The organism is Streptomyces sp. NPDC085931, from assembly GCF_044540565.1.
GTDB lineage: Bacteria > Actinomycetota > Actinomycetes > Streptomycetales > Streptomycetaceae > Streptomyces.
The window spans coordinates 17,127-39,570 of sequence record NZ_JBITSK010000024.1 but is presented as its reverse complement, the minus strand read 5'-3'; the positions used below and the strand labels follow the sequence as shown (position 1 = coordinate 39,570).

General features: G+C 68.0%; 27 protein-coding genes. 2 read left to right on the top strand and 25 right to left on the bottom strand.

The annotated features are described in order from the left end of the window. The 20 genes from rplE to ACIGAN_RS34145 all read right to left on the bottom strand — a co-directional run bounded on the left by rplE (nt 1) and on the right by ACIGAN_RS34145 (nt 14,853). On the bottom strand, nt 1-558 hold the full coding sequence (gene rplE / locus ACIGAN_RS34240) for a 50S ribosomal protein L5 (RefSeq protein WP_016434630.1): 558 nt from the start codon (nt 556-558) through the stop codon (nt 1-3). Then, nucleotides 558-881 carry a 50S ribosomal protein L24 gene (gene rplX / locus ACIGAN_RS34235; RefSeq protein WP_010036713.1) on the bottom strand — a complete coding sequence of 108 codons (324 nt, stop codon included), beginning with the start codon at nt 879-881 and terminating at the stop codon, nt 558-560. Before rplX ends, rplE begins: the two co-directional genes overlap by 1 nt. 2 nt (nt 882-883) lie before the next feature. Further along, nucleotides 884-1,252, bottom strand: a complete 369-nt coding sequence (rplN, locus tag ACIGAN_RS34230; protein WP_003998823.1) for a 50S ribosomal protein L14 — start codon at nt 1,250-1,252, stop codon at nt 884-886. 96 nt (nt 1,253-1,348) lie between these two features. Further along, nucleotides 1,349-1,636, bottom strand: coding sequence for a 30S ribosomal protein S17 (gene rpsQ / locus ACIGAN_RS34225; protein WP_010036717.1), 288 nt, complete (start codon nt 1,634-1,636; stop codon nt 1,349-1,351). Next, nucleotides 1,633-1,857, bottom strand: coding sequence for a 50S ribosomal protein L29 (rpmC, locus tag ACIGAN_RS34220; protein ID WP_010036720.1), 225 nt, complete (start codon nt 1,855-1,857; stop codon nt 1,633-1,635). Before rpmC ends, rpsQ begins: the two co-directional genes overlap by 4 nt. Continuing rightward, on the bottom strand, nt 1,857-2,276 hold the full coding sequence (rplP, locus tag ACIGAN_RS34215; protein WP_004984526.1) for a 50S ribosomal protein L16: 420 nt from the start codon (nt 2,274-2,276) through the stop codon (nt 1,857-1,859). The genes rpmC and rplP overlap by 1 nt, the downstream gene beginning before the upstream one ends. Before the next feature lie 5 nt (nt 2,277-2,281). Continuing rightward, the gene (gene rpsC / locus ACIGAN_RS34210; RefSeq protein ID WP_311680329.1) at nt 2,282-3,109 is read right to left on the bottom strand and encodes a 30S ribosomal protein S3; all 828 of its coding nucleotides are present in this window, start codon (nt 3,107-3,109) and stop codon (nt 2,282-2,284) included. Beyond that, nucleotides 3,109-3,456, bottom strand: a complete 348-nt coding sequence (rplV, locus tag ACIGAN_RS34205; RefSeq protein WP_010036727.1) for a 50S ribosomal protein L22 — start codon at nt 3,454-3,456, stop codon at nt 3,109-3,111. Before rplV ends, rpsC begins: the two co-directional genes overlap by 1 nt. 44 nt (nt 3,457-3,500) lie before the next feature. After that, nucleotides 3,501-3,782: a 30S ribosomal protein S19 gene (gene rpsS, locus ACIGAN_RS34200; RefSeq protein ID WP_030233885.1), complete on the bottom strand. Its 282-nt coding sequence runs from the start codon at nt 3,780-3,782 to the stop codon at nt 3,501-3,503. Nucleotides 3,783-3,794: 12 nt separating this feature from the next. Continuing rightward, on the bottom strand, nt 3,795-4,631 hold the full coding sequence (rplB, locus tag ACIGAN_RS34195; RefSeq protein ID WP_006130778.1) for a 50S ribosomal protein L2: 837 nt from the start codon (nt 4,629-4,631) through the stop codon (nt 3,795-3,797). 38 nt (nt 4,632-4,669) lie between these two features. Next, nucleotides 4,670-5,089, bottom strand: coding sequence for a 50S ribosomal protein L23 (gene rplW / locus ACIGAN_RS34190; RefSeq protein ID WP_020272643.1), 420 nt, complete (start codon nt 5,087-5,089; stop codon nt 4,670-4,672). Further along, a complete protein-coding gene (rplD, locus tag ACIGAN_RS34185) occupies nt 5,089-5,745 on the bottom strand; it encodes a 50S ribosomal protein L4 (protein ID WP_311680330.1) in 657 nt (218 codons plus the stop codon). Before rplD ends, rplW begins: the two co-directional genes overlap by 1 nt. 4 nt (nt 5,746-5,749) lie before the next feature. Next, the gene (gene rplC, locus ACIGAN_RS34180) at nt 5,750-6,394 is read right to left on the bottom strand and encodes a 50S ribosomal protein L3 (protein WP_010036739.1); all 645 of its coding nucleotides are present in this window, start codon (nt 6,392-6,394) and stop codon (nt 5,750-5,752) included. A 17-nt stretch (nt 6,395-6,411) separates the two neighbouring features. Further along, complete coding sequence (gene rpsJ / locus ACIGAN_RS34175; protein ID WP_003948644.1) at nt 6,412-6,720, bottom strand: 30S ribosomal protein S10; 309 nt, start codon at nt 6,718-6,720, stop codon at nt 6,412-6,414. A gap of 537 nt (nt 6,721-7,257) precedes the next feature. Next, nucleotides 7,258-7,758, bottom strand: a complete 501-nt coding sequence (locus ACIGAN_RS34170; protein ID WP_365735668.1) for a hypothetical protein — start codon at nt 7,756-7,758, stop codon at nt 7,258-7,260. 14 nt (nt 7,759-7,772) lie between these two features. Continuing rightward, on the bottom strand, nt 7,773-12,248 hold the full coding sequence (locus tag ACIGAN_RS34165; RefSeq protein WP_399863352.1) for an RHS repeat-associated core domain-containing protein: 4,476 nt from the start codon (nt 12,246-12,248) through the stop codon (nt 7,773-7,775). Between the two features lie 116 nt (nt 12,249-12,364). After that, on the bottom strand, nt 12,365-13,012 hold the full coding sequence (locus tag ACIGAN_RS34160) for a hypothetical protein (protein ID WP_365735671.1): 648 nt from the start codon (nt 13,010-13,012) through the stop codon (nt 12,365-12,367). A gap of 70 nt (nt 13,013-13,082) precedes the next feature. After that, nucleotides 13,083-13,787, bottom strand: coding sequence for a hypothetical protein (locus ACIGAN_RS34155; RefSeq protein ID WP_399863349.1), 705 nt, complete (start codon nt 13,785-13,787; stop codon nt 13,083-13,085). Continuing rightward, entirely contained in the window at nt 13,784-13,978 is a 195-nt protein-coding gene (locus tag ACIGAN_RS34150; protein ID WP_399863347.1) for a DUF397 domain-containing protein, read from the bottom strand. The genes ACIGAN_RS34155 and ACIGAN_RS34150 overlap by 4 nt, the downstream gene beginning before the upstream one ends. Next, nucleotides 13,975-14,853: a helix-turn-helix domain-containing protein gene (locus ACIGAN_RS34145; RefSeq protein ID WP_399863345.1), complete on the bottom strand. Its 879-nt coding sequence runs from the start codon at nt 14,851-14,853 to the stop codon at nt 13,975-13,977. The genes ACIGAN_RS34150 and ACIGAN_RS34145 overlap by 4 nt, the downstream gene beginning before the upstream one ends. Nucleotides 14,854-14,988: 135 nt before the next feature. On the opposite strand from ACIGAN_RS34145, the gene ACIGAN_RS34140 reads away from it, so the two are divergent. Next, nucleotides 14,989-15,423, top strand: coding sequence for an ATP-binding protein (locus ACIGAN_RS34140; RefSeq protein WP_399863343.1), 435 nt, complete (start codon nt 14,989-14,991; stop codon nt 15,421-15,423). Nucleotides 15,424-15,627: 204 nt separating this feature from the next. Further along, nucleotides 15,628-16,917, top strand: coding sequence for a family 16 glycosylhydrolase (locus ACIGAN_RS34135; RefSeq protein ID WP_399863341.1), 1,290 nt, complete (start codon nt 15,628-15,630; stop codon nt 16,915-16,917). 218 nt (nt 16,918-17,135) lie between these two features. Here the strand turns inward: ACIGAN_RS34135 and tuf are convergent, their stop codons facing one another. From tuf to ACIGAN_RS34110, 5 genes are all read right to left on the bottom strand, one after another. Continuing rightward, nucleotides 17,136-18,329, bottom strand: coding sequence for an elongation factor Tu (gene tuf / locus ACIGAN_RS34130; protein WP_094054444.1), 1,194 nt, complete (start codon nt 18,327-18,329; stop codon nt 17,136-17,138). A 156-nt stretch (nt 18,330-18,485) separates the two neighbouring features. Next, nucleotides 18,486-20,612 (bottom strand): elongation factor G, encoded by a 2,127-nt coding sequence (gene fusA, locus ACIGAN_RS34125; protein ID WP_351356015.1) that lies wholly within the window; start codon nt 20,610-20,612, stop codon nt 18,486-18,488. Nucleotides 20,613-20,651: 39 nt separating this feature from the next. Continuing rightward, nucleotides 20,652-21,122, bottom strand: a complete 471-nt coding sequence (gene rpsG, locus ACIGAN_RS34120) for a 30S ribosomal protein S7 (protein WP_003998848.1) — start codon at nt 21,120-21,122, stop codon at nt 20,652-20,654. Between the two features lie 2 nt (nt 21,123-21,124). Continuing rightward, nucleotides 21,125-21,496: a 30S ribosomal protein S12 gene (rpsL, locus tag ACIGAN_RS34115; protein WP_003948652.1), complete on the bottom strand. Its 372-nt coding sequence runs from the start codon at nt 21,494-21,496 to the stop codon at nt 21,125-21,127. A gap of 342 nt (nt 21,497-21,838) precedes the next feature. Continuing rightward, nucleotides 21,839-22,360, bottom strand: a complete 522-nt coding sequence (locus ACIGAN_RS34110) for a DUF1707 and DUF4190 domain-containing protein (RefSeq protein ID WP_399863338.1) — start codon at nt 22,358-22,360, stop codon at nt 21,839-21,841. Nucleotides 22,361-22,444 lie beyond the last annotated feature (84 nt).

Sequence of the window (22,444 nt, the reverse complement as noted above, 5' to 3'; positions counted from 1 at the left end):
TCACGCCTCCTTGAAGGGGAAGCCGAGGTGACGGAGGAGCGCGCGGCCCTCAGCGTCGTTGGTCGCCGTGGTGACCACGGTGATGTCCATACCCCGGACGCGGTCGATCTTGTCCTGGTCGATCTCGTGGAACATGACCTGCTCCGTGAGACCGAAGGTGTAGTTGCCACGGCCGTCGAACTGCTTGGGGGACAGGCCGCGGAAGTCGCGGATGCGCGGGAGCGCCAGCGACAGGGTGCGGTCCAGGAACTCCCACATGCGGTCGCCACGGAGCGTGACGTGGGCACCGATCGGCTGACCCTCGCGCAGCTTGAACTGCGCGATGGACTTGCGGGCCTTGGTGACGGCCGGCTTCTGACCGGTGATCGTGGTGAGGTCGCGGATGGCGCCCTCGATCAGCTTGGAGTCGCGGGCGGCGTCGCCCACACCCATGTTGACCACGATCTTGACGAGGCCGGGGATCTGCATGACGTTCTCGTACTTGAACTCGTCACGCAGCTTGCCCGCGATCTCCTCGCGGTACTTCTGCTTCAGACGCGGAGTGGTGGTGGTAGCCATCAGATGTCCTCACCCGTCCGCTTGGCAACGCGGATCTTGTTGCCCTCGTCGTCGAAGCGGTAACCGACGCGGGTCACGACCTTCTTGCCGTCCTTCTCCACGACCAGCTGGACGTTGGAGACGTGGATCGGCGCCTCGGTGGTGACGATGCCGCCGGCCTGCGAACCGCGAGCCGTCGGACCGGCCTTGGTGTGCTTCTTGACCCGGTTGACACCCTCGACCAGGACCCGGTCCTCACGGGGGAAGGCCGCGATGACCTTGCCCTGCTTGCCCTTGTCCTTACCGGTGATGACCTGGACCAGGTCGCCCTTCTTGATCTTCATGCTCACAGCACCTCCGGCGCGAGGGAGATGATCTTCATGAACTTCTTCTCGCGCAGCTCACGGCCGACCGGGCCGAAGATACGGGTGCCACGAGGGTCGCCGTCGTTCTTGAGAATGACAGCGGCGTTCTCGTCGAAGCGGATGTACGAGCCGTCCGGACGGCGGCGCTCCTTGACGGTGCGAACGATGACCGCCTTGACGACGTCACCCTTCTTCACGTTGCCACCGGGGATCGCGTCCTTGACGGTGGCGACGATGACGTCACCGATACCCGCGTAGCGGCGACCGGAGCCGCCGAGCACACGGATGCAGAGGATCTCCTTCGCACCCGTGTTGTCGGCGACACGCAGTCGCGACTCCTGCTGGATCACGTCTATCTCCTGTTTGTCTGCCGGTTCCCCGGGGGCCGCTCACCGAGCGGCCCCCGGAGCCTGGCGGAACTGTCCTGCGGGTTTGCCCCGCAGGAATTACTTGGCCTTCTCGAGGATCTCGACGACGCGCCAGCGCTTGGTCGCGGACAGCGGCCGGGTCTCCATCAGGAGGACGCGGTCGCCGACACCCGCGGCGTTCTGCTCGTCGTGGGCCTTGAGCTTGTTCGTACGACGGATGACCTTGCCGTACAGCGCGTGCTTGACGCGGTCCTCGACGGCGACGACGACGGTCTTGTCCATCTTGTCGCTGACGACCAGGCCCTCACGGGTCTTGCGGAAACCGCGGTCCGTCTTGGTCTCTTCAGTCACGTTGCTCTCGCTCATGCGCTCTCCACCGTCTCGATGCCCAGCTCGCGCTCACGCATCAGGGTGTAGATCCGCGCGATGTCCTTGCGGACGGCCTTGAGCCGACCGTGGTTCTCGAGCTGGCCCGTCGCCGCCTGGAAGCGGAGGTTGAACAGCTCTTCCTTGGCCTCGCGGAGCTTGTTCAGCAGCTCCTCGTTGCCCAGCTCGCGCAGCTCAGACGCCTTGGTACCGGCCGACATCACGCTTCACCTGCCTCGCGCTTGACGATCTTGCACTTCATCGGCAGCTTGTGAGCCGCACGGGTCAGGGCCTCGCGCGCGATCTTCTCGTTGGGGTACGACAGCTCGAACATCACGCGTCCGGGCTTGACGTTGGCCACCCACCACTCCGGCGAACCCTTACCGGAACCCATGCGGGTCTCGGCCGGCTTCTTGGTGAGGGGGCGGTCCGGGTAGATGTTGATCCAGACCTTGCCGCCACGCTTGATGTGACGGGTCATGGCGATACGAGCCGCTTCGATCTGGCGGTTCGTGACGTACGCCGGGGTCAGCGCCTGGATGCCGTACTCGCCGAACGCAACCTGCGTGCCACCCTTGGACATGCCGTTGCGCTTGGGGTGGTGCTGCTTGCGGTGCTTGACCCTACGGGGGATCAGCATGACGGTCAGGCCTCCGTTCCGGTGCTCTCAGCCGGAGCGGCGGCGGGAGCCTCGGCCTTGGGGGCCTCGGCGCCGGCAGCCTGCTGCGGCTTGCGACCGCGCCCGCCACGCTCGCCACCGCGGCCACCACGGGCCGGGCGGTCGTTGCCACCACGGGCCGGGCGGTTGCCGGCGCGGGCAGCGGCGTTCTCGGCGCGGACCTCGGCGATGTTCTTGACGTCGCCCTTGTAGATCCAGACCTTCACGCCGATGCGGCCGAAGGTCGTCTTGGCCTCGAAGAAGCCGTAGTCCACGTTCGCGCGGAGCGTGTGCAGGGGCACGCGGCCCTCGCGGTAGAACTCCGAGCGGGACATCTCGGCGCCGCCGAGGCGGCCACCGCACTGGATCTTGATGCCCTTGGCGCCGGCCTTCATCGCCGACTGCATGCTCTTGCGCATGGCACGGCGGAAGGAGACGCGGGAGGAGAGCTGCTCGGCGACGGCCTGGGCCACGAGCTGAGCGTCCGTCTCGGGGTTCTTGACCTCGAGGATGTTCAGCTGGACCTGCTTGCCGGTGAGCTTCTCGAGGTCACCGCGGATGCGGTCGGCCTCGGCGCCGCGGCGGCCGATGACGATGCCCGGACGAGCGGTGTGGATGTCCACACGCACGCGGTCACGGGTGCGCTCGATCTCGACCTTGGAGATGCCGGCGCGCTCCATGCCGGACGTCATCATCCGACGGATGGCGACGTCTTCCTTGACGTAGTCCTTGTACAGCTTGTCGGCGTACCAACGCGACTTGAAGTCGGTCGTGACACCGAGCCGGAACCCGTGCGGGTTTACCTTCTGGCCCATTACCGGGTTCCTTCCTTGCTGCTGACGACCACGGTGATGTGGCTGGTCCGCTTGCGGATCCGGTAGGCACGGCCCTGGGCGCGCGGTCGGAACCGCTTCAGGGTCGGGCCCTCGTCGACGTAGGCCTCGGAGATGTAGAGGCTGTCGACATCGGTGTGGTCGTAGTTGTGCGCGGCGTTGGCGATGGCGCTGTCCAGCACCTTGCCGACCGGCACGCTCGCGGCCTGCGGGGCGAAACGCAGGACCGCCTGAGCCTCCGTGGCGTTCAGGCCACGGATGAGGTCCACCACACGGCGGGCCTTCATGGGCGTGACGCGGATGTACCGCGCCTGGGCCCTGGCTTCCATGGTTGTCCCTTCGATGTTTGTCATGGTCATTCGCACCCCGCTGACTAGCGGCGCTTCGACTTCCGGTCTTCCTTGACGTGGCCCCGGAAGGTGCGGGTCGGCGAGAACTCGCCGAGCTTGTGGCCGACCATCGACTCGGTGACAAACACCGGGATGTGGGTCTTGCCGTTGTGCACCGCGAGCGTGTGGCCGAGCATGGCCGGCACGATCATCGAGCGACGGGACCAGGTCTTGATGACGTTCTTGGTGCCCGCTTCGTTCTGGGCGTCCACCTTCTTCATCAGGTGGTCGTCGACGAAGGGCCCCTTCTTCAAGCTACGAGGCATCTCAACCCGTCCTTAGCGCTTCTTGTTCGTCTTGCGGCGGCGGACGATGTACTTGTTCGACGCCTTCTTGGGCGAACGAGTACGGCCTTCCTTCTTGCCCCACGGGGACACAGGGTGGCGACCACCGGAGGTCCGGCCCTCACCACCACCGTGCGGGTGGTCAACCGGGTTCATGACCACACCACGGACGGTCGGGCGAACGCCCAGCCACCGCTTACGGCCCGCCTTGCCCCAGTTGATGTTGCTCTGCTCGGCGTTGCCGACCTCGCCGACGGTGGCGCGGCAGCGCACGTCGACCAGGCGGATCTCACCGGACGGCATACGGAGGTGGGCCATCTGGCCCTCCTTCGCGAGCAGCTGCACCGAGGCACCGGCGGAGCGGGCGAACTTCGCGCCGCCGCCCGGACGCAGCTCGATGGCGTGCAGCGTGGTACCGACCGGGATGTTGCGCAGGGCGAGGTTGTTGCCCGGCTTGATGTCGGCCCCGGGACCGTTCTCGACGCGGTCGCCCTGGCTCAGGCCACGCGGCGCGAGGATGTAGCGCTTCTCGCCGTCCGCGTAGTGCAGGAGCGCGATGCGCGCGGTGCGGTTGGGGTCGTACTCGATGTGCGCGACCTTCGCCGGCACGCCGTCCTTGTCGTGACGACGGAAGTCGATCACGCGGTAGGCGCGCTTGTGGCCACCACCCTGGTGGCGGACGGTCACACGACCGGAGTTGTTACGGCCACCCTTGCTGTGCAGGGGGCGGACCAACGACTTCTCCGGCGTGGACCGCGTGACCTCGACGAAGTCGGCGACGCTCGAGCCGCGACGGCCCGGCGTAGTCGGCTTGTACTTGCGGATTCCCATTTCTCAGTCCTCGTCCGATATCGGACGATCCGACCCGCTTACGCGGTCGGACCGCCGAAGATGTCGATACGGTCGCCCTCGGCGAGGGTCACGATCGCGCGCTTGGTGGACGCACGCTGGCCGAAGCCGGTGCGGGTCCGCTTGCGCTTGCCCTGGCGGTTGATCGTGTTGACCCCGGTGACCTTGACCGAGAAGACCGCCTGGACGGCCTGCTTGATCTGGGTCTTGTTGGCGCTCGGGTCGACGATGAACGTGTACTTGCCCTCGTCGAGGAGCGCGTAGCTCTTCTCGGAGACGACCGGCTTGAGCAGCACGTCACGGGGGTCCGTGAAGGACTTGCTCAGCGGGGTCTCGACCGTGTTCTTGCCCTCGGTGGCGTGGCGACGCGCCTTCTTGACGCGAGCCTCCTTGGCCTTCTTCGCGGCCTTCGAGGCGATAGCGGGGTGACGGATAGCCATCAGACCTCGCTCCCTTCGGTGTCATTGGCCTTCGGGCCCGACACGAAGGACTCGAAAGCGGCCTTGGTGAAGACCACGTCGTCCGAGACGAGAACGTCGTACGTGTTCAGCTGGCCCGGCTCCAGGATGTGGACCTGGGGCAGGTTGCGGGCGGACAGCCACGCGGCCTCGTCGGCGCGGTCGACGACCAGGAGCAGGTTCTTGCGCTCCGAGATCTTGCCGAACAGCGTCCGGGCGGCCTTCGTCGACGGGCTGTCGCCCTCGACGACGCCGGAGACGACGTGGATGCGGTTGTGGCGGGCCCGGTCGGTGAGGGCGTGACGCAGCGCGGCAGCCTTCATCTTCTTCGGGGTCCGCTGCGAGTAGTCACGCGGCACGGGACCGTGCACGACGCCACCACCGGCGAACTGCGGCGCGCGGGTCGAGCCCTGACGGGCGCGACCGGTGCCCTTCTGGCGGTACGGCTTCTTGCCACCGCCGCGGACCTCGCCACGGGTCTTGGTCTTGTGCGTGCCCTGACGGGCAGCGGCCAGCTGTGCGACGACGACCTGGTGGATCAGCGGGATGCTGACCTTCTCAACGCCGAAGATCTCCGCGGGGAGCTCGACGGAACCGGCCTTGTCGCCCGCCGGCGAAAGGATGTCAACAGTGCTCATTACCTCAGGCCCCCTTGGCCGCGGTGCGGACCAGGACGAGGCCGCCGTTCGGACCGGGAACCGCGCCCTTGATGAGCAGCAGACCCTTCTCCGCGTCAACGGCGTGGACGGTCAGGTTCTGGGTGGTGACCCGCTCGTTGCCCATGCGACCCGCCATGCGGAGGCCCTTGAACACACGGCCCGGGGTGGCGCAGCCACCGATGGAACCGGGGGAGCGGTGCTTGCGCTGGGTGCCGTGTCCGGCGCCGAGGCCACGGAAGTTGTGGCGCTTCATGACACCGGCGAAGCCCTTGCCCTTGCTCTTGCCGGTCACGTCGACCTTCACGCCGGCCTCGAACACCTCAGCGGTGATCTCCTGGCCCAGCGTGTACTCGGAGGCGTCCGCGGTGCGGATCTCGACGAGGTGGCGACGGGGAGTGACGTCGGCCTTGGCGAAGTGGCCCTTGAGGGGCTTGTTCACCTTGCGCGGGTCGATCTCGCCGAAGGCGATCTGGACGGACTCGTAGCCGTCGACATCGTTCGTGCGGACCTGGGTGACGACGTTGGGGCCGGCCTTGACGACGGTGACCGGGACGACGCGGTTGTTCGCGTCCCAGACCTGCGTCATGCCGAGCTTCTCGCCCAGGATGCCCTTGATCTGCTTAGCCATCTCTCAGATCACCGGCCTCAGAGCTTGATCTCGATGTCGACACCGGCCGGGAGGTCGAGTCGCATCAGAGAGTCAACGGTCTTGGGGGTGGGGTCGAGGATGTCGATCAGGCGCTTGTGCGTGCGCATCTCGAAGTGCTCGCGCGAGTCCTTGTACTTGTGCGGCGACTTGATGACGCAGTACACGTTCTTCTCAGTGGGCAGCGGCACCGGGCCCGCGACCGACGCACCAGTACGCGTCACCGTCTCGACGATCTTCTTCGCCGAGCTGTCGATGACCTCGTGGTCGTAGGCCTTGAGCCGGATGCGGATCTTCTGTCCCGCCATGGCTACTCAGTAGTCCTGTCTCTTCTTACGCTCTGGAACCCGGTGGATTCCTTCTGCTGCCTTCGTTCCTCCGACCCACGCGGTCGGGCGTGTCGCGCTCCCGCTGACACAGATGCCCCTTGTTCGAACATCCCTGCGGGATTGCACACGGCCCTTCCGGTACCGCGAGCCGGGGGCGGAAGGCCCACCGGGTGCCTGGCCGGTGCCGCACCTTGCTTCCCGAAAGATTCCCGTACGTCCGCCCCAGCGCTGCCGTCATGGCAGTTAGGACGACGAGTACTGTGGGACTCGCTTCCGGTCCCCCCGGCGGGAGGCGCGCAGCATCAACACTCGACCGAGCAACTCGGACAGTCTGCCATATGGGGCAGTGCGGATGCCAATCGAGCCGGAGAGCGTACCCCGGGGGTGACGAAGGTCAAACCAGGGGCGCGCGTGCGCACGCGGGGCGCTCGCCGCCGCGGAGCGGGCGATGAGGAGCAGGTCTCCGTCCGGGATCACTCGACGCCCTGGTCCCTTGCGCTTCCTCGATGGCATCCGTCAACCGGCACTCAGTCTTTTCTCGCGGAATTCGTCGAAAGCCTGCTTGAAGGACTTCGGGCTCGCGTCGTCCACCGGATTGTCCATATTCATCAGAGGCAGGTTGATCTCAATCGCCGAAATCCGCCGATCGACATGGCGAGCGTTCCACTCCTCGATTGCGTGAAAGGAGCGTGATGCCGCGAAATAGGCGGGCTGCAGGTGTGCATACCCGGCCTGCACTTTCCATTCTCCCTGCGCGTCCCTGGTCATGGGCCTGCCGGGCGGCACGACGATGAGACCGTGCCAGCCGTCACCCCGGCGGTTCTCCAAGATCTGGGCCTCTTCGGCCCCGGCACGTCCGCCGTACCGTTCGAGGGCGAACATGCCGGCCATGAGGACCGCGTCGACCGGGGTCCCGGCCCTCAGCCCCCGCTGGCAGCTGACGTCTTCGCACTCCGCGAAGACCCGCTGCCATCTGTCCAGCGTGTCGGCCTTCTGCGAGGTGATCACCAGGCGCACGGCAACTCTCCTGCTCAGGGGATCGGCATGCCGGGGAGGATGCGGATTCTGCCCATCTGTGCGAGGACTTCGGTGGGCAGGGCGAGCGCTTCGATACCGCCCGCCTCCACCAGGTCGACCCGACTGATGTCCGGGACGGCATCTCTCCGGATGGTGGACCGCACCAGCGTATAGGCCCCCTCATGGGGAAACCTACTGTACATCTCCCGCGCATAGGAGGCCGCGGCCTCGGCAGTCGTGGAAAAGTATTTCGTCTCGATACCCTGAGGATTCTGGAACGTCCGTGTGCGCATGATCTGACCGAGTTCCCCGTCCATCACCGCGCGGTAGAGGTACATCTCCCCCGGACTGAGTTTGTCCAGGCGGCCCGTACAGGACAGCAATCCCAGCGGGTCGATCCAGCTGTACGGATTGTCCACGTAGCCGTAAGGGTTCGGGTCCGGCTCCAGCCCCAGCGGGTCCGGGGTGGTGTACCGGCCGATCGCCGGGTCGTAGTGGCGCTGGTAGTTGTAGTCCCAGCCGGTTTCCGGATCGTGGTACTGGCCGGGGAAGCGCAACGGCATGTCGACGGTGCCGTCCCCGCCCTGCTCGGATACGCCCCACAGGGTGGAGCGGGCCTGCCAGGCGACGGCGCCCGCCTCGTCGACGAGTTCGGTCGGTGTCCCGACCAGGTCGGTCACGATGGCGTAGAAGCGGCAGTCCACCTCCTGCCGGGAAAGCCGGCGGCGCTGGGTCAAGGCGTGCTGGTCGCGGTAGTCCCACGTCAGGACGTCCCGTTCCGCACCGTCATCCGCACCGCCGCCGGTCTGTTCGACCAGCGTCGCGTCCCGCCAGGTGAAGCGGACTTCCTCGTCGATCTTTCCGTCGGCGGCCAGGCGCTGCTTGGCCACGCGTCGGCCCAGCGGGTCGTACCGGTACCTCCAGCGGGTGCCGTCCGGCGTGGTCACGGCCACGAGACGGTCTTCCGCGTCCCACTCGTACGCCCAGGTGGACGTGGCTCCCGACAGGGTCCTGACCCGGCGGAGAACGGTCCGGCCCGCCTCGTCGTAGGCGTAGCGGACCCTGCCCGCCCGTGCCACCCGCGTGCCCCTGTACTCCCGCTCGCCCACGGCCTCATGGCCCTCGGGCCAGTGGGCGGTGAGCTGATTGCCGATCGGGTCGTAGGCGTAGCTCTCCCGTCCGGCCGGGCGAGTCACGTCCGTCACCCGGCCCAGCTGATCCAGCTCGAACGTCGTCGTGCCCACCCGGTCGTCCTCGATGGAGGTCAGATGGTGATCGTCGCGGTAGGAGAAGGTGCGCTGCCACAGCGTGCGGTCCTGGGAGCGGGCCGCCTGGCTCCGCAGGTTGCCGGCCGCGTCCCAGGAGTGACCGAGGACGACACCGGCCGCCAGGGTCCTGGAGGCCTCCCGGCCGGTGGCGTCGTAGGTGAGATCGAGCCGGTGGGTGTCCGCGAGCAGACTGACGGGGCGCCCCGCCGGGTCGTAGTCGTAGCGGCTCTCGGCTCCGCTGGGCGTCCTGCGCCACACCATGCGGCCGGTGGGGTCGTAGGCGTAGCGGGAGACGAGATCGTCACAGGCCTCCGTGAGGATCCTGCCCAGGGGGTCCCTCTCGAAGCGGAGTTCCGCGTCCGGGCCGACCGCCTGTACGAGGCGACCGGACGGGTCGTAGGCGAAGGTGGTGCGTGCCCCCGCGGCGTCCTTCTCGCGGATCCTGCCGAGCGAATCCCGGACGTACCGGATCCGCTGCCCCAAGGCATTCACCTTGGTCGTCAACTGGCCTGCCGCGTCGTACTCGTAGCGAATCGTGCGGCCGTCGAAGTCGGTCTCCCGGACGAGTCGCCCGGCGGCGTCGTGGACGTACCGCCAGCTGACGCCGAGCGGGTTGGTCACCGTGGTCAGGCGGAGTTCGGTGTCGCGCTCGAACTCGAAGCGCGATCCGTCGGGATTCGTCTGGGCCCGCAGAGCGTCGAACGGTCCGTACTCGTACCGGTGGACAGCGCCTGCCGCGTCGGTGCGGCTCAGGCAGTTGCCCTCTCCGTCCCAGGTCCAGGACCACTGCGAGCCGAGTGGGTCGATGTGGCGCGAGGGCCTCCCCTCGACCGTCCACTCCAGGTGGGTGACCGCACCGTCCGGGGCTGTGATCTCGACGGGGCGGCCGAAGGCATCACGGCGATAGGAGGTGCTCGCACCGAGCGGACTCACGACACGGACGGGAAGGCCCGCGGCGTCGCACGCGAAGGTCGTCGTGCTGCCCGTCTGGTCCGTGGCCGACGCGAGCCCGCCCTGACGGTCGTAGGTGTACCGGACGACACCGCCGGCGGGGTCGATGACGGCGGTGCGGTTGCCGGCCGCGTCGAAGGTCTGCTCCCACCGGGCTCCGTCGGCGTGGGTGATGCGCTTCGGCATGCCCAGCTCGTGGTAGTCCACGCTCAGCGTCCGGCCGTCCGCGCGTGTCACCGCGGTGACCCGGCCCATGTCGTCGTAGGCGTAGGCGGTGGTACGGCCGATCGCGTCCGTGATCGTCAGGAGGTTGTCGTGAGCGTCCCAGGTCCGCAGGATGCGCCCGCCCAGGGGATCGGTCTCGGCGACGAGTTGGTACCAGTCGTTGAAGTCGTAGACCGTGGTGTGCCCCAGCGAGTCGGTGAAGAGTGTGCGGGAGCCGTCGCTCGCATAGGCGATGTCGCTGTTGAGTGCGCCTTCAGCACCTCGGGTACGGACGCACCGGCCCCGGTCGTCGTAGACGTAGCGGTACCGGACGCCGTTCCTGTCCTGCCAGCCGGTGATCCGTCGTCGCTCGTCGTAGGTGAACCGCAGGGGTCGGGCGGAGGAGTTGTGGATCTCGGTGAGGTTCCCCTGGTCGTCGTAGCCGTACCGGAGGAGCGAGGGCTGCTGGGGGTGGCTGAGCAGGGTCAGCTCGGTGACCCGACCGTTCTCGCAGGCCACTCCCAGGCGGTAGCCACCGCTGTGCACCACTTCGCGGAGGTCACCATCGGGCCCGTGGACCAGAGTGACGGAGTTGCCGTTGTGGTCCGTGATCGCCGCCAGGACCAGTTCGTCGCGGCGGCAACCGGGCAGCGGACGGAAATGGAGCATCCGTTCGGTCTCCGTGTCACGCACGACGAGCTCACCGCCGGATGATCCGTCCCAGGTGAGCGGCCAGCGGGGCCCCGCCACCGGCAGGACGGCCGCGTCCGGCTCCGGGACCGGGTAGTGCAGGACCATGCCGTCGGCGGCGTCGAACCTCACTCCGGTCGAGTCGAGTTCCAGACGCTGGTCGAGCGTGGACATCCAGGTCGTGCCGAACAGCCGGCCGGTACGGACACCGCTGCGGTGGTGGCGTTCCAGGACCAGCGGGAGTACGCCGGGCAGGCTCACGTCGGTCGCCGACATGACGACCTCGCCGGTCGCCATGTCCACCGGGTCGGTGCGGCAGAAGAGCTTCTTCATCTGGCGGCTGAGGGCGCTTGCACCCTTGCCCAGTCCCCTGACCCCCAGCGCCATGCCCTTGAGCCCGGTCTTCCCGAGGGCCTTGAGCCCCTTGGCCAGCCCACCGAGGGTCGTCAGGCCCTTCATGCCCGGGATGCAGTCCAGGGCCGCCAGCCCCACATCCCATAGGGACGCTCTGCCTTTGGAGTATTTGTAGAGCGTGTCGGCGAGCACCACCGCCGCCGCGATCAGCACGATCGCGCCCAGGATCGGCCCGCCGATGATCATCGCGACGATGCCGACCACGGCCACGACGACCTTGCACACCGCGACGATGGTGTCCCAGTTGTCGACGAACCAGTCGCCGACCTCCTCCCACCACGACCGGTTCTGGATGCCGGCGTCCGAGGCCTCGTCGATCTTCGACTTGGCCTCCCGCGCGGCCTCCTCGCGCATCTTGCGCGCGTCCTCGGCCATCTTCTTCGCCGCGGCGAGCGCGTCCTGCGCGTCGGAGACGTCCGACTGGGCCTTGGTCCGGGCGGACTTCGCGTGCTGCACGTCCCGCGTGGCGGCACGGACCTTCGCCTCGTCCGGCTTGTCCGCGTCGGACTTGCTGCCGGTCGGGTCGTCCTTGTACTTGTCCGCCTCCTTGGTCGCCCGCGTCATCCACGAGTCGGCGGAGGCGAGGCGGGACTGGGCGGACGACAGGTTGTCACGGGCCTCGCGGCCCTTGCGCAGGGCCTTGTCCGCCAGAGACTGGGCGCGTTCCAGCTTGGGCCAGAAGTCCGCCAGCGCGTCCCCGCACATCTCGTAGGACTTCTTCAGCTTCCTGAGGTTCTTCGGGACGTCGGCGAAGTCCTCCTTGAAGACGTCGGCCGACTTGCCCGCCCACTCCAGCAGCGTCCCCTCCCCCGCCATGCCCTTGACCAGACGCAGCGCGTCGGAGACGTCGTCGGCGAAGTCGTGCAACTGCTTCGCGAGTGTGCGCACGCGCTGCGGATCACCAGGGGTCGGGTCCTTGTCCAGATCCAGGACATGCCAGTCCGTCGGCCTGTGGCCCGCCATACCGCAACCCCCGTCACGCCCGCATCCACGTCAACACCCGTATGCACACGTGAACTTACAAGGCGCGGTCGTTCGGGAAGAAGGGAGGGCCCGTGGGCATGTGGCAAGGACCGGGGTCAGGCCGTGAACCGGAACGTGGACGTGATCGCGTCGAAGATGTCGAAGAAGGAGTCCGCCAGGTCCAGGACCTGGCTGCTGCCCGCGACCAGGGCGACCTTGCCCTCCTGCTCCGGCACCGGGATGTACGTCTGCATCAGCACGGCCCGGACGGTGCGGTTGAGTTCGTCGCCCGGTACGGCGATGTCCTCGATGCCGTACGTGCGTGCCGCCGGGCCGACGCCCGGGATGTCGACCGTCGTCACCTTGCGCCAGGAGTCGCCCTCCCGCCTGGCCTCCTTCACCGCGAGCTGGCTCGCGATGGCCGCCGGGTCGTTGGACAGCGGCTCACCGCGCTCGTTGCGGCCGCCGACCAGGGAGACGGTCACGGACCCGGTGATCGGGGTGTCGCCGCCGAAGTTCTCCGCCATGCAGCCGCAGTACAGCGCGCCCGACTTCCACGCGTCCGCCGCGGCCCGCCGGAGGAAGTCGACGTACGTGTCCCGGTACTGCTCCAGCTCCGGCCGCTGCCGCACCCGCTCGGTCACCATCCGCCGGATCGAGTCGTCCCGCGACTCCGGCCGGACGTCGAACTCCCACCACGACTCCGGCACCTTGATCCGGAAACCGCCCCGCTCGACGGTCAGCGTCTCCATGTACCGGGCCATGCCGCCGGCCTCCCCGTTCTCTCGACCACTCGTGCGTTCATCGTCGCATCGCACGAAGGCGGGACGTCCCTCACCCCTCGGCCGTCCCCCCGCCCTCCTCGACCGTCCAGAAGGGTGATTCCCTCGGCGGGGCCGGACGCACGGTGAGCGTGTCGAAGTCGACGTCCGCGTCCGCGACCGGGTCCCCGACCGGAAGCCGGCCCCGGTGATCCGCCCGGTAGTACGCCCCGTAGGCCCAGTACTCGGGCATCTCGTGCAGCATGATCCACACGCCGTCCCCGGTCCCGTACGTCGCGTTGATGCGGGCCACCGCCTCCGCCCGGGACACGCCACAACAGTCCACCAGGACGTTCACCATCTCGCGGTAGAAGGCGAGCAGCTCTTCGTCCAGCGGGATCACGAACTCCGTGCCCGTGGCGCCGGCCGTCGGGCACGCCCCGTACTCCACGAGCAGGCGCAGCCGCTTCACCTCGGCCACGAGTCGCGGCAGGGCGTCCCGCGCCATGGCGATGAACGCGGCGTTCTCCTCCCAGCGTTCGTCGGCGCAGTCGACGTAGCGGGGCTGCTGAACGAGCGTCGCCGCGATCAGCTCCCCGTGGTCGAAGCCGGGCCACCGCTCGGTCCGGCCGGTGTCCTCCACCGTGCTGACGGCGACCAGGTTCATCGCGTGCTCGTCGTCCAGGTTCCTGACGAACCAGGGGCCGGGAGTGGCGGCCGCGCACAGTTCCTCGATCGTGCCGAGGTCGAGATCGCCGGGGGCGGGATCCGGCGTCACGCGGGAAGACTCGACACGAAGCCTGCCCATGCCCCGGGCGACACCGCCAGCCGAGGGCCTTGCGTGTGCTTGGAGTCCCGCACATGGACCGTCGCGGTGTCCGGGGCTATCGCGATCTCCACGCAGGAGTTGCCGTCCGTGCCGCTGCTGTAGCTGCTCTTGAACCAAGCCAGTTCAGTGTCGCGGGTCATGATTCTCCCAGCACTCGCTCGATGAAGGCCAGCGACTCCCGAGGTGGGAGAGCCTGCGCACGGATGGTGCCATAGCGCAGCTCGAGGATGCGCAGCTGCTTCGGATCGGTGGTCGGCCGCCCGCTGAAAGCACCGTCGGAACGACCCACCGCCGTACCGTCTGGGAACTTCAGCAGCTCGATCTTGCCGTCCACCCCCGGATGAGCGTCCGTGTCGGTCGGCATGACCTGCAAGGTGACGTTCCGCAGGCGTCCGACCTGCAGCAGCCGTTCGAGCTGTCGCCGCCAGACCATTGTGCCCCCGACCCTGCGACGCAGCACCGCCTCCTCCAGGACGTAATGCACCGACGGGGCCGGATCCCGCTCGAAGACGGATTGCCGGGCCATTCGTGCGGCCACCATCCGTTCCACGTCGTCCGGTGAGTACGGCGGCTGCGCCGCCTCAAACAACGCCCGCGCATGCTCGGGAGTCTGCAACAACCCATGGACGCTGTTGCACTCGTACACCCCGATCTCCACGGCCTGCCCCTCCAACTTGGCAAGCTCCCGCACCTTCTTGGGATACCGGACCCGCTTCACGTCCTCCCAGGTCGCCGCGATGAGCCCGCCCGCCCCCAGCACCCGGTCCGCCGCCGCCAGGTACTCCTGCCGGGGAATCCGCTTCCCGCCCTCGATCTTGTAGACCAGGTCCTCCCCGTACCCCACCGCCGTCCCGAACTCCGCGGCGCGCATCCCCACCGCCTCCCGCCGCAGCTTCAGCTGCCGCCCCACCGTCGCGATGACGGCGACACCCCACTCGTCGTCGGGGTCCACCTCCCAACCCGGCTCGTCCGCCTCGCCCTTGAGCCGTCCCGTCTCCGCCGCCTCGGCCGTCATCCCGCACCCTTCCGTCGTACGCCCCTGCCTCAGCGCCCTACCCGTACGTCCGGCGCCGACAGCCCGGACACCACCGGACAAGCTCCGGACAGTCACCGTACGCACCCGCTGAGTCACTGTTCACGGTAGGCGCCGATGGCCACGCTGGGTGATGTGAAGCAGAACTTTCCCGGACCCGAACCGGCCACCCGGCGCGGCGACTTCGGTCTCCAGCTCTCCCCCACCCCCCGCGGGGCCCGCCTCGCCCGCCTCCTCGCCACCGAGCAACTGCGGTCCTGGGGCCTGCCGTCGGACCGGGCGGCACAGGTGGTCGCCGAGCTGTCCGCCAACGCCGTCACCCACGGCCGCGTCCCGGGCCGCGACTTCCGCCTGCTCCTCCACGTCGCCGCCGGCACCCTGCGCATCGAGGTGACCGACACCCGCGACGACCGGCACCCGGAGCCCCGGCTCCCCTCCCCCGACGCCGAGTCCGGTCGCGGTCTGCTCCTCGTCGACGCACTCGCCGACCGCTGGGGCGTCACCGCGGGCCCTCCGCCGCGCAAGACCGTGTGGGCCGAGATCGACCTCTGACCGGTCCCGGTTCCCTTAACGCAGCCTTAAGTGGGCTTTAAGCGATCCGGAGGTCAGCCGGTCGGCTCCAACTCGGCCCAGTTCAGGCAGGGTTGACGGACCAATCGGGCAGTTGGTTGTGCGGTGAACCGTTCGTAACATCCCCCCACGGCCGACAGCGTCGGCCCACTCCCCCCATCCCCCACAGACAAGGTGTGTTCAGCCATGGCTGCTCATCGCACACGCCGTCGAAGGCTCGGCGGGCTCGTCCCGGTGGTCTGCGCCTCCGTCACCGCCGCGTTCGCCCTGACCACGCTCGGCCCCTCCGCCGCACAGGCCGATGCCGCCGCACCGGCCGATGCCGCGGCCGCCGCCGTGACCTGGTCCGACGAGTTCAACGGCGCCGCCGGCAGCGCCCCGGACCCGGCCAAGTGGACCGTGGAGACCGGCGGTTCCGGCAACGGCAACAACGAGCTGCAGTACTACACGAACAGCAGGGACAACGTTGCCCTCGACGGCAACGGCAACCTCGTCATCACCGCCCGCAAGAACAACGACCCGGGACTCCAGTGCTGGTACGGCACCTGCCAGTACACCTCCGCCCGGCTCAACACGGCCCGGACCTTCACCCAGGCCTACGGCCACTTCGAGGCCCGGATCAAGGTGCCGCGCGGCCAGGGCATGTGGCCCGCGTTCTGGATGCTCGGCAACGACCTGGGCAGCGTCGGCTGGCCGAACAGCGGCGAGATCGACATCATGGAGAACGTCGGCTACGAGCCCGGTGCCGTCCACGGCACCCTGCACGGCCCCGGCTACTCCGGCAGCGGCGGCATCGGCGCCGCGTACACGCTCCCGGGCGGCCGCGCCTTCGCCGACGACTTCCACATCTTCGCCGTCGACTGGACCCCGGGCAAGATCACCTGGTCCGTCGACGGGCAGACGTACCAGACGCGCACCCCGGCCGACCTCGGCGGCCGGAAGTGGGTCTACGACCACCCCTTCTTCATGATCCTCAACCTCGCCGTGGGCGGTAACTGGCCCGGCAGCCCGGACGGGAGCACGCAGTTCCCGCAGACGATGACCGTGGACTACGTCCGCGTCTCCACCTCCGACGGCTCCGGCGGCCCCGCCCCCACCACCGGCGCCATCAAGGGCATCGGCGGCATGTGCGCCGACGTCGCCGGCGCCTCGACGGCCGACGGCACGCCCATCCAGCTCCACAACTGCACCGGCGTCGACGCCCAGAAGTGGACCCTCGGCGCCGACGGCACCGTACGCGCCCTGGGCAAGTGCCTCGACGTGCGCGGCGGCTCCACCGCCGACGGCGCCGCGGTCCAGCTCTACACCTGCAACGGCACCAAGGCCCAGCAGTGGGTCCACACCGCCGCCCGCGACCTCGTCAACGTCGGCGCCGACAAGTGCCTGGACGCCAAGGGCAACTCCTCGGCCGACGGCACCCCACTGCAGATCTGGACGTGCACCGGCGCCGCCAACCAGAAGTGGACGGTCGGCTGAGGACCTGACACCCCCCACACACAGCCCCCCCCACACACACACAGACACCCCCCACACAGACACCCCCCACACAGACGCCCCCGGCTCCCCCACGAGCCGGGGGCGTCGCCGTACCCCACGGCCGTGGACACGGCACAGCAAAGGGGCCCGCACGACCGAAGTCGTACGGGCCCCTCCGAGCCACTCAGGTCAGCAGACCCTCAAGCCAGTCCGGAGACTCACTTGGTGATCTTGGTGACCTGGCCGGCGCCCACGGTCCGGCCACCCTCACGGATGGCGAACTTCAGGCCCTCCTCCATGGCGACGGGCTGGATGAGCTCCACCTTCATCTCGGTGTTGTCACCCGGCATGACCATCTCGGTGCCCTCGGGGAGGGTCACCACGCCGGTCACGTCCGTCGTACGGAAGTAGAACTGCGGGCGGTAGTTGTTGAAGAACGGCGTGTGGCGGCCACCCTCGTCCTTGGACAGGATGTAGGCCTGCGCCTCGAACTCGGTGTGCGGGGTGACCGAGCCCGGCTTGATGATGACCTGGCCGCGCTCGACGTCCTCGCGCTTGATGCCACGGAGGAGCAGACCGACGTTCTCACCGGCCTGGCCCTCGTCGAGCAGCTTGCGGAACATCTCGATGCCGGTGACCGTGGTGGTGGTCTTCTCCGGCTTGATGCCGATGATGTCGACGGTCTCGTTGACCTTCAGGACACCACGCTCGATACGGCCGGTGACGACCGTACCGCGACCGGTGATCGTGAAGACGTCCTCGATCGGCATGAGGAACGGCTTGTCGACGTCGCGCTCCGGCTCCGGGATCGCGGTGTCGACGGCGTTCATGAGCTCGAGGACGGAGTTGCCCCACTCCTTGTCGCCCTCGAGGGCCTTCAGAGCGGAGACCTTGACGACGGGAACGTCGTCGCCCGGGAACTCGTACTCGGAGAGGAGCTCACGGACCTCGAGCTCGACGAGCTCCAGGATCTCCTCGTCGTCCACCATGTCGGCCTTGTTCAGGGCGACGACGATGTACGGAACGCCGACCTGGCGGGCCAGGAGCACGTGCTCCTTGGTCTGCGGCATCGGGCCGTCGGTGGCGGCGACCACGAGGATGGCGCCGTCCATCTGCGCCGCACCCGTGATCATGTTCTTGATGTAGTCCGCGTGACCGGGGCAGTCGACGTGGGCGTAGTGACGCGTCTCGGTCTGGTACTCGACGTGCGCGATGGAGATGGTGATACCGCGCTGGCGCTCCTCAGGAGCCTTGTCGATCTGGTCGAAGGCCGAGGCCTCGTTGATGTCCGGGTACGCGTCGTGCAGCACCTTGGTAATGGCGGCCGTGAGGGTCGTCTTACCGTGGTCGATGTGACCGATGGTGCCGATGTTGACGTGCGGCTTAGTCCGCTCGAACTTCGCCTTCGCCACGGGGGTCCTCCTGGGAGTGGTTCTGGTACGCCTTACTTCATCGGCGCCAGGTGATCTTTGCTGGAAAGCCCGGGCCCCGGGGCACTCTCACCACGATTGCGGTGGAATGCCCCTCAAGGCTCCGGAGTCAAGCCTACGGCGTGTAGACGCGGTGCGTTACTCGCCCTTGGCCTTCGCGATGATCTCCTCGGCGACGTTCCGCGGAACCTCGGCGTAGGAGTCGAACTGCATGGAGTAGCTCGCACGGCCGGACGTCTTGCTGCGCAGGTCGCCGACGTAGCCGAACATCTCCGAGAGGGGCACGAGGCCCTTCACGACGCGGGCACCGGCCCGCTCCTCCATGGCCTGGATCTGGCCACGGCGGGAGTTGATGTCGCCGATGACCTCACCCATGTAGTCCTCGGGCGTGGTGACCTCGACGGCCATCATCGGCTCAAGGAGAACGGGGCTGGCCTTGCGCGCGGCCTCCTTGAAGGCCTGCGAACCGGCGATCTTGAACGCGAGCTCGGAGGAGTCGACCTCGTGGTAGGCACCGTCGAGCAGCGTCACGCGGACGCCGGTCATCTCGTAACCGGCGAGGATGCCGAACTGCATGGCCTCCTGCGCGCCGGCGTCCACCGAAGGGATGTACTCCTTCGGCACGCGGCCACCGGTCACCTTGTTGATGAACTCGTACGAGGCGTCGCCGCCCTCGATCGGCTCGATCGCGATGATGACGCGGGCGAACTGGCCGGTACCACCCGTCTGCTTCTTGTGGGTGAACTCGACCTTCTCGACGGCCTTGCGGATCGTCTCGCGGTAGGCCACCTGCGGCTTGCCGACGTTGGCCTCGACCTTGAACTCACGGCGCATGCGGTCGACCAGCACCTCGAGGTGCAGCTCGCCCATACCACCGATGATGGTCTGGCCGGTCTCCTCGTCCGAGTGGACCTGGAAGGACGGGTCCTCCTCGGCCAGGCGCTGGATCGCGACGCCGAGCTTCTCCTGGTCGCCCTTCGACTTGGGCTCGATGGCGACCTGGATGACCGGGGCCGGGAAGTCCATGGACTCCAGGATGACCGGGTTCTTGTCGTCGGACAGCGTCTCACCGGTGGTGGTCTGCTTCAGGCCCATGACGGCGACGATGTCGCCGGCGCCCACCGACTCGATCTCCTCACGCTTGTTGGCGTGCATGCGGTAGATCTTGCCGATGCGCTCCTTCTTGCCCTTGACGGAGTTCAGCACCGAGGTGCCGGACTCCAGGCGGCCCGAGTAGACCCGGACGAAGGTGAGCTTGCCGAGGTGCGGGTCGCTCATGATCTTGAACGCCAGCGCGGCGAGCGGCTCGTCGTCCGACGGCTTGCGCGCGATGACCTTCTCCGGGTCCTTGACGTCGTGGCCCTCGATGGCCTCGATGTCGACCGGCGACGGCAGGTAGCGCACGACGGCGTCGAGCAGGGGCTGGACGCCCTTGTTCTTGAACGCGGTGCCGCAGAACACGGGGGTGACGGTGGTGCCGCCGCCCTTGCCGGACGCGATGGTGATGCGACGGATCGCGGCGTAGAGCTGCTCCACGGTGGGCTCGGTGCCCTCCAGGTACAGCTCCATCAGCTCTTCGTCGTTCTCGGCGACGGCCTCGAGCAGCTTGCCGCGGTACTCCTCGGCAGCCTCGCGGTGGGTGTCCGGGATGTCGACGGTGTCGTACATCTCGCCCTTGGTCGCCTCGGCCGACCAGACCAGGGCCTTCATCGTCACGAGGTCGATGACGCCCTTGAAGTCCGCCTCCGCGCCGATCGGCAGCTGCATGACCAGCGGCTGCGCGCCCAGGCGGTCCGAGATCATGTCCACGCAGCGGTGGAACTCGGCACCGGTGCGGTCCAGCTTGTTGACGAAGCAGATACGCGGAACGCCGTAGCGGTCCGCCTGACGCCACACCGTCTCGGACTGCGGCTCGACACCGGCGACGCCGTCGAACACCGTCACGGCACCGTCGAGCACGCGCAGGGAACGCTCCACCTCGACGGTGAAGTCGACGTGGCCCGGCGTGTCGATGATGTTGATGGTGTGGTCGACGTCCTCCAGCGGCCAGTGGCAGGTGGTGGCAGCAGAGGTGATCGTGATGCCACGCTCCTGCTCCTGCTCCATCCAGTCCATGGTGGCAGCGCCGTCGTGGACCTCACCGATCTTGTACGAAACGCCGGTGTAGAACAGGATCCGCTCGGTGGTGGTCGTCTTGCCCGCGTCGATGTGGGCCATGATCCCGATGTTGCGGACCCTGGCCAGGTCAAGCGAAGTGGTAGCCATAAGGCTTCAGTCTTCTCTCGGTCTCGATGGGGTCTGCGACTACCAGCGGTAGTGCGCGAAGGCCTTGTTGGACTCGGCCATCTTGTGCGTGTCCTCGCGCTTCTTCACAGCGGCACCGAGGCCGTTGCTGGCGTCGAGGAGCTCGTTGAGCAGACGCTCGGTCATGGTCTTCTCGCGACGGGCGCGGGAGTAACCGACGAGCCAGCGCAGCGCCAGGGTGTTGGCACGGCCGGGCTTGACCTCGACCGGGACCTGGTAGGTGGCACCACCGACACGGCGGGACTTGACCTCGAGGGTCGGCTTGATGTTCTCCAGAGCGCGCTTCAGCGTGATGACCGGGTCGTTGCCGGTCTTCTCGCGCAGGCCCTCCATGGCGCCGTAGACGATGCGCTCGGCGGTGGAGCGCTTGCCGTTCAGCAGCACCTTGTTGATCAGGGAGGTCACCAGAGGAGAACCGTAGACCGGGTCGATGATGACCGGGCGCTTCGGGGCGGGGCCCTTACGAGGCATTCTTACTTCTCCTTCTTGGCGCCGTAACGGCTGCGAGCCTGCTTGCGGTTCTTGACACCCTGGGTGTCCAGCGAACCGCGGATGATCTTGTAGCGAACACCCGGCAGGTCCTTCACACGGCCGCCGCGCACGAGCACGATGGAGTGCTCCTGCAGGTTGTGTCCCTCACCCGGAATGTAGGCCGTGACCTCGATGCCGCTGGTCAGACGCACACGCGCGACCTTACGGAGGGCCGAGTTCGGCTTCTTCGGGGTGGTCGTGAACACACGCGTGCAGACGCCGCGACGCTGAGGGGAACCCTCGAGTGCGGGCGTCTTGTTCTTCTCGACCTTGTCCTGCCGGCCCTTCCGGACCAGCTGCTGGATCGTAGGCACTACTTCTCCGGTTTCTGTGTGCCGATGGGTACAGCTAACCTGGAACGTCGCCGACCCACGCGGTCGGGTGTGTCGAATCCCGCGGACTCCCGCCGCCAGGCAGAATTAAGCGCAGATTACGGTGGCCGCTTACGACTCGACGTGCGGTCGATGGCACGCACGAGAGCCAGGGCACACCCCAGGCACAAGGTCTGAGCGTACCTATCGCATTCGCTGCGGTCAAAACAAATGGGCACCGCCCGCATCGCCATGCGGGACATGTCAAGGCCCTCGGCCGTTGTCGATCTTCAATTCAGCGGCAGCTGTCCGATTTGCCTACATTACCGGTGCCCCGGCCGGATGTCAGCCGGCCGCGAGCGACACCAGGGTCAGCAACACCAGCACGAGTGCCCAGCCGGCGGTCGACAGCCACCCGAGCACGAGTCCGGTCAGCGCCAGCCCGTCCCCCAGGTCCCCCCTGCTGCGGATCTCGGACCGCGCCACATGGCCCAGCACGACGGCCGGAAGGCCGGTCAGCCCCATGGTCGGCACGCACAGCAGCCCGCACACGGCGGCGGCGACGGCCTTGCCGTTGGTCTGCGGCCGCGGCACCGGCGCGAACACCGGCGGCACGGCCACGGCCGTCAGGGACTGCGGCACCGGCCCCTGCGGCAGATCGGCGACCAGCAGCGCCAGCTCCCCCACGGTCCGCGCCGCGTACGCCCGCGCCACCCGCTTCTCGAACTCCGCGTGCTCCATCCGCCCCTCGCCGTACCCCGCTCTGAGCACGTCCACGGCCCGCTCCCGGTCGGCGTGCGAGGCCAGCATCGACGGCACGCTGTGACCCTGCCAGGGCTGCCAGGACGGATAGGACGGCTGCGACACGGAGCACCTCCCCCGGAGCCGGAGTCCTTCCATGATGCGCCGCATCGGCGTTTCCGGCACCGGGGCGTCCCCCACGGGACCGGC

What these genes read in the sequence shown, in the direction of transcription:
- rpsJ (WP_003948644.1), bottom strand. Translation starts at nt 6,720, where the DNA reads ATGGCGGGACAGAAGATCCGCATCCGGCTCAAGGCCTACGACCACGAG.
- rpsS (WP_030233885.1), bottom strand. Translation starts at nt 3,782, where the DNA reads ATGCCTCGTAGCTTGAAGAAGGGGCCCTTCGTCGACGACCACCTGATG.
- rplB (WP_006130778.1), bottom strand. Translation starts at nt 4,631, where the DNA reads ATGGGAATCCGCAAGTACAAGCCGACTACGCCGGGCCGTCGCGGCTCG.
- rplE (WP_016434630.1), bottom strand. Translation starts at nt 558, where the DNA reads ATGGCTACCACCACCACTCCGCGTCTGAAGCAGAAGTACCGCGAGGAG.
- rpsG (WP_003998848.1), bottom strand. Translation starts at nt 21,122, where the DNA reads ATGCCTCGTAAGGGCCCCGCCCCGAAGCGCCCGGTCATCATCGACCCG.
- rpsC (WP_311680329.1), bottom strand. Translation starts at nt 3,109, where the DNA reads ATGGGCCAGAAGGTAAACCCGCACGGGTTCCGGCTCGGTGTCACGACC.
- rplP (WP_004984526.1), bottom strand. Translation starts at nt 2,276, where the DNA reads ATGCTGATCCCCCGTAGGGTCAAGCACCGCAAGCAGCACCACCCCAAG.
- ACIGAN_RS34140 (WP_399863343.1), top strand. Translation starts at nt 14,989, where the DNA reads ATGGCCACGCTGGGTGATGTGAAGCAGAACTTTCCCGGACCCGAACCG.
- fusA (WP_351356015.1), bottom strand. Translation starts at nt 20,612, where the DNA reads ATGGCTACCACTTCGCTTGACCTGGCCAGGGTCCGCAACATCGGGATC.
- rplD (WP_311680330.1), bottom strand. Translation starts at nt 5,745, where the DNA reads ATGAGCACTGTTGACATCCTTTCGCCGGCGGGCGACAAGGCCGGTTCC.
- rplC (WP_010036739.1), bottom strand. Translation starts at nt 6,394, where the DNA reads ATGGCTAAGCAGATCAAGGGCATCCTGGGCGAGAAGCTCGGCATGACG.
- rplV (WP_010036727.1), bottom strand. Translation starts at nt 3,456, where the DNA reads ATGGAAGCCAGGGCCCAGGCGCGGTACATCCGCGTCACGCCCATGAAG.
- rpmC (WP_010036720.1), bottom strand. Translation starts at nt 1,857, where the DNA reads ATGTCGGCCGGTACCAAGGCGTCTGAGCTGCGCGAGCTGGGCAACGAG.
- ACIGAN_RS34160 (WP_365735671.1), bottom strand. Translation starts at nt 13,012, where the DNA reads ATGGCCCGGTACATGGAGACGCTGACCGTCGAGCGGGGCGGTTTCCGG.
- ACIGAN_RS34135 (WP_399863341.1), top strand. Translation starts at nt 15,628, where the DNA reads ATGGCTGCTCATCGCACACGCCGTCGAAGGCTCGGCGGGCTCGTCCCG.
- ACIGAN_RS34145 (WP_399863345.1), bottom strand. Translation starts at nt 14,853, where the DNA reads ATGACGGCCGAGGCGGCGGAGACGGGACGGCTCAAGGGCGAGGCGGAC.
- rplX (WP_010036713.1), bottom strand. Translation starts at nt 881, where the DNA reads ATGAAGATCAAGAAGGGCGACCTGGTCCAGGTCATCACCGGTAAGGAC.
- ACIGAN_RS34150 (WP_399863347.1), bottom strand. Translation starts at nt 13,978, where the DNA reads ATGACCCGCGACACTGAACTGGCTTGGTTCAAGAGCAGCTACAGCAGC.
- rpsQ (WP_010036717.1), bottom strand. Translation starts at nt 1,636, where the DNA reads ATGAGCGAGAGCAACGTGACTGAAGAGACCAAGACGGACCGCGGTTTC.
- ACIGAN_RS34165 (WP_399863352.1), bottom strand. Translation starts at nt 12,248, where the DNA reads ATGGCGGGCCACAGGCCGACGGACTGGCATGTCCTGGATCTGGACAAG.
- rplW (WP_020272643.1), bottom strand. Translation starts at nt 5,089, where the DNA reads ATGGCTATCCGTCACCCCGCTATCGCCTCGAAGGCCGCGAAGAAGGCC.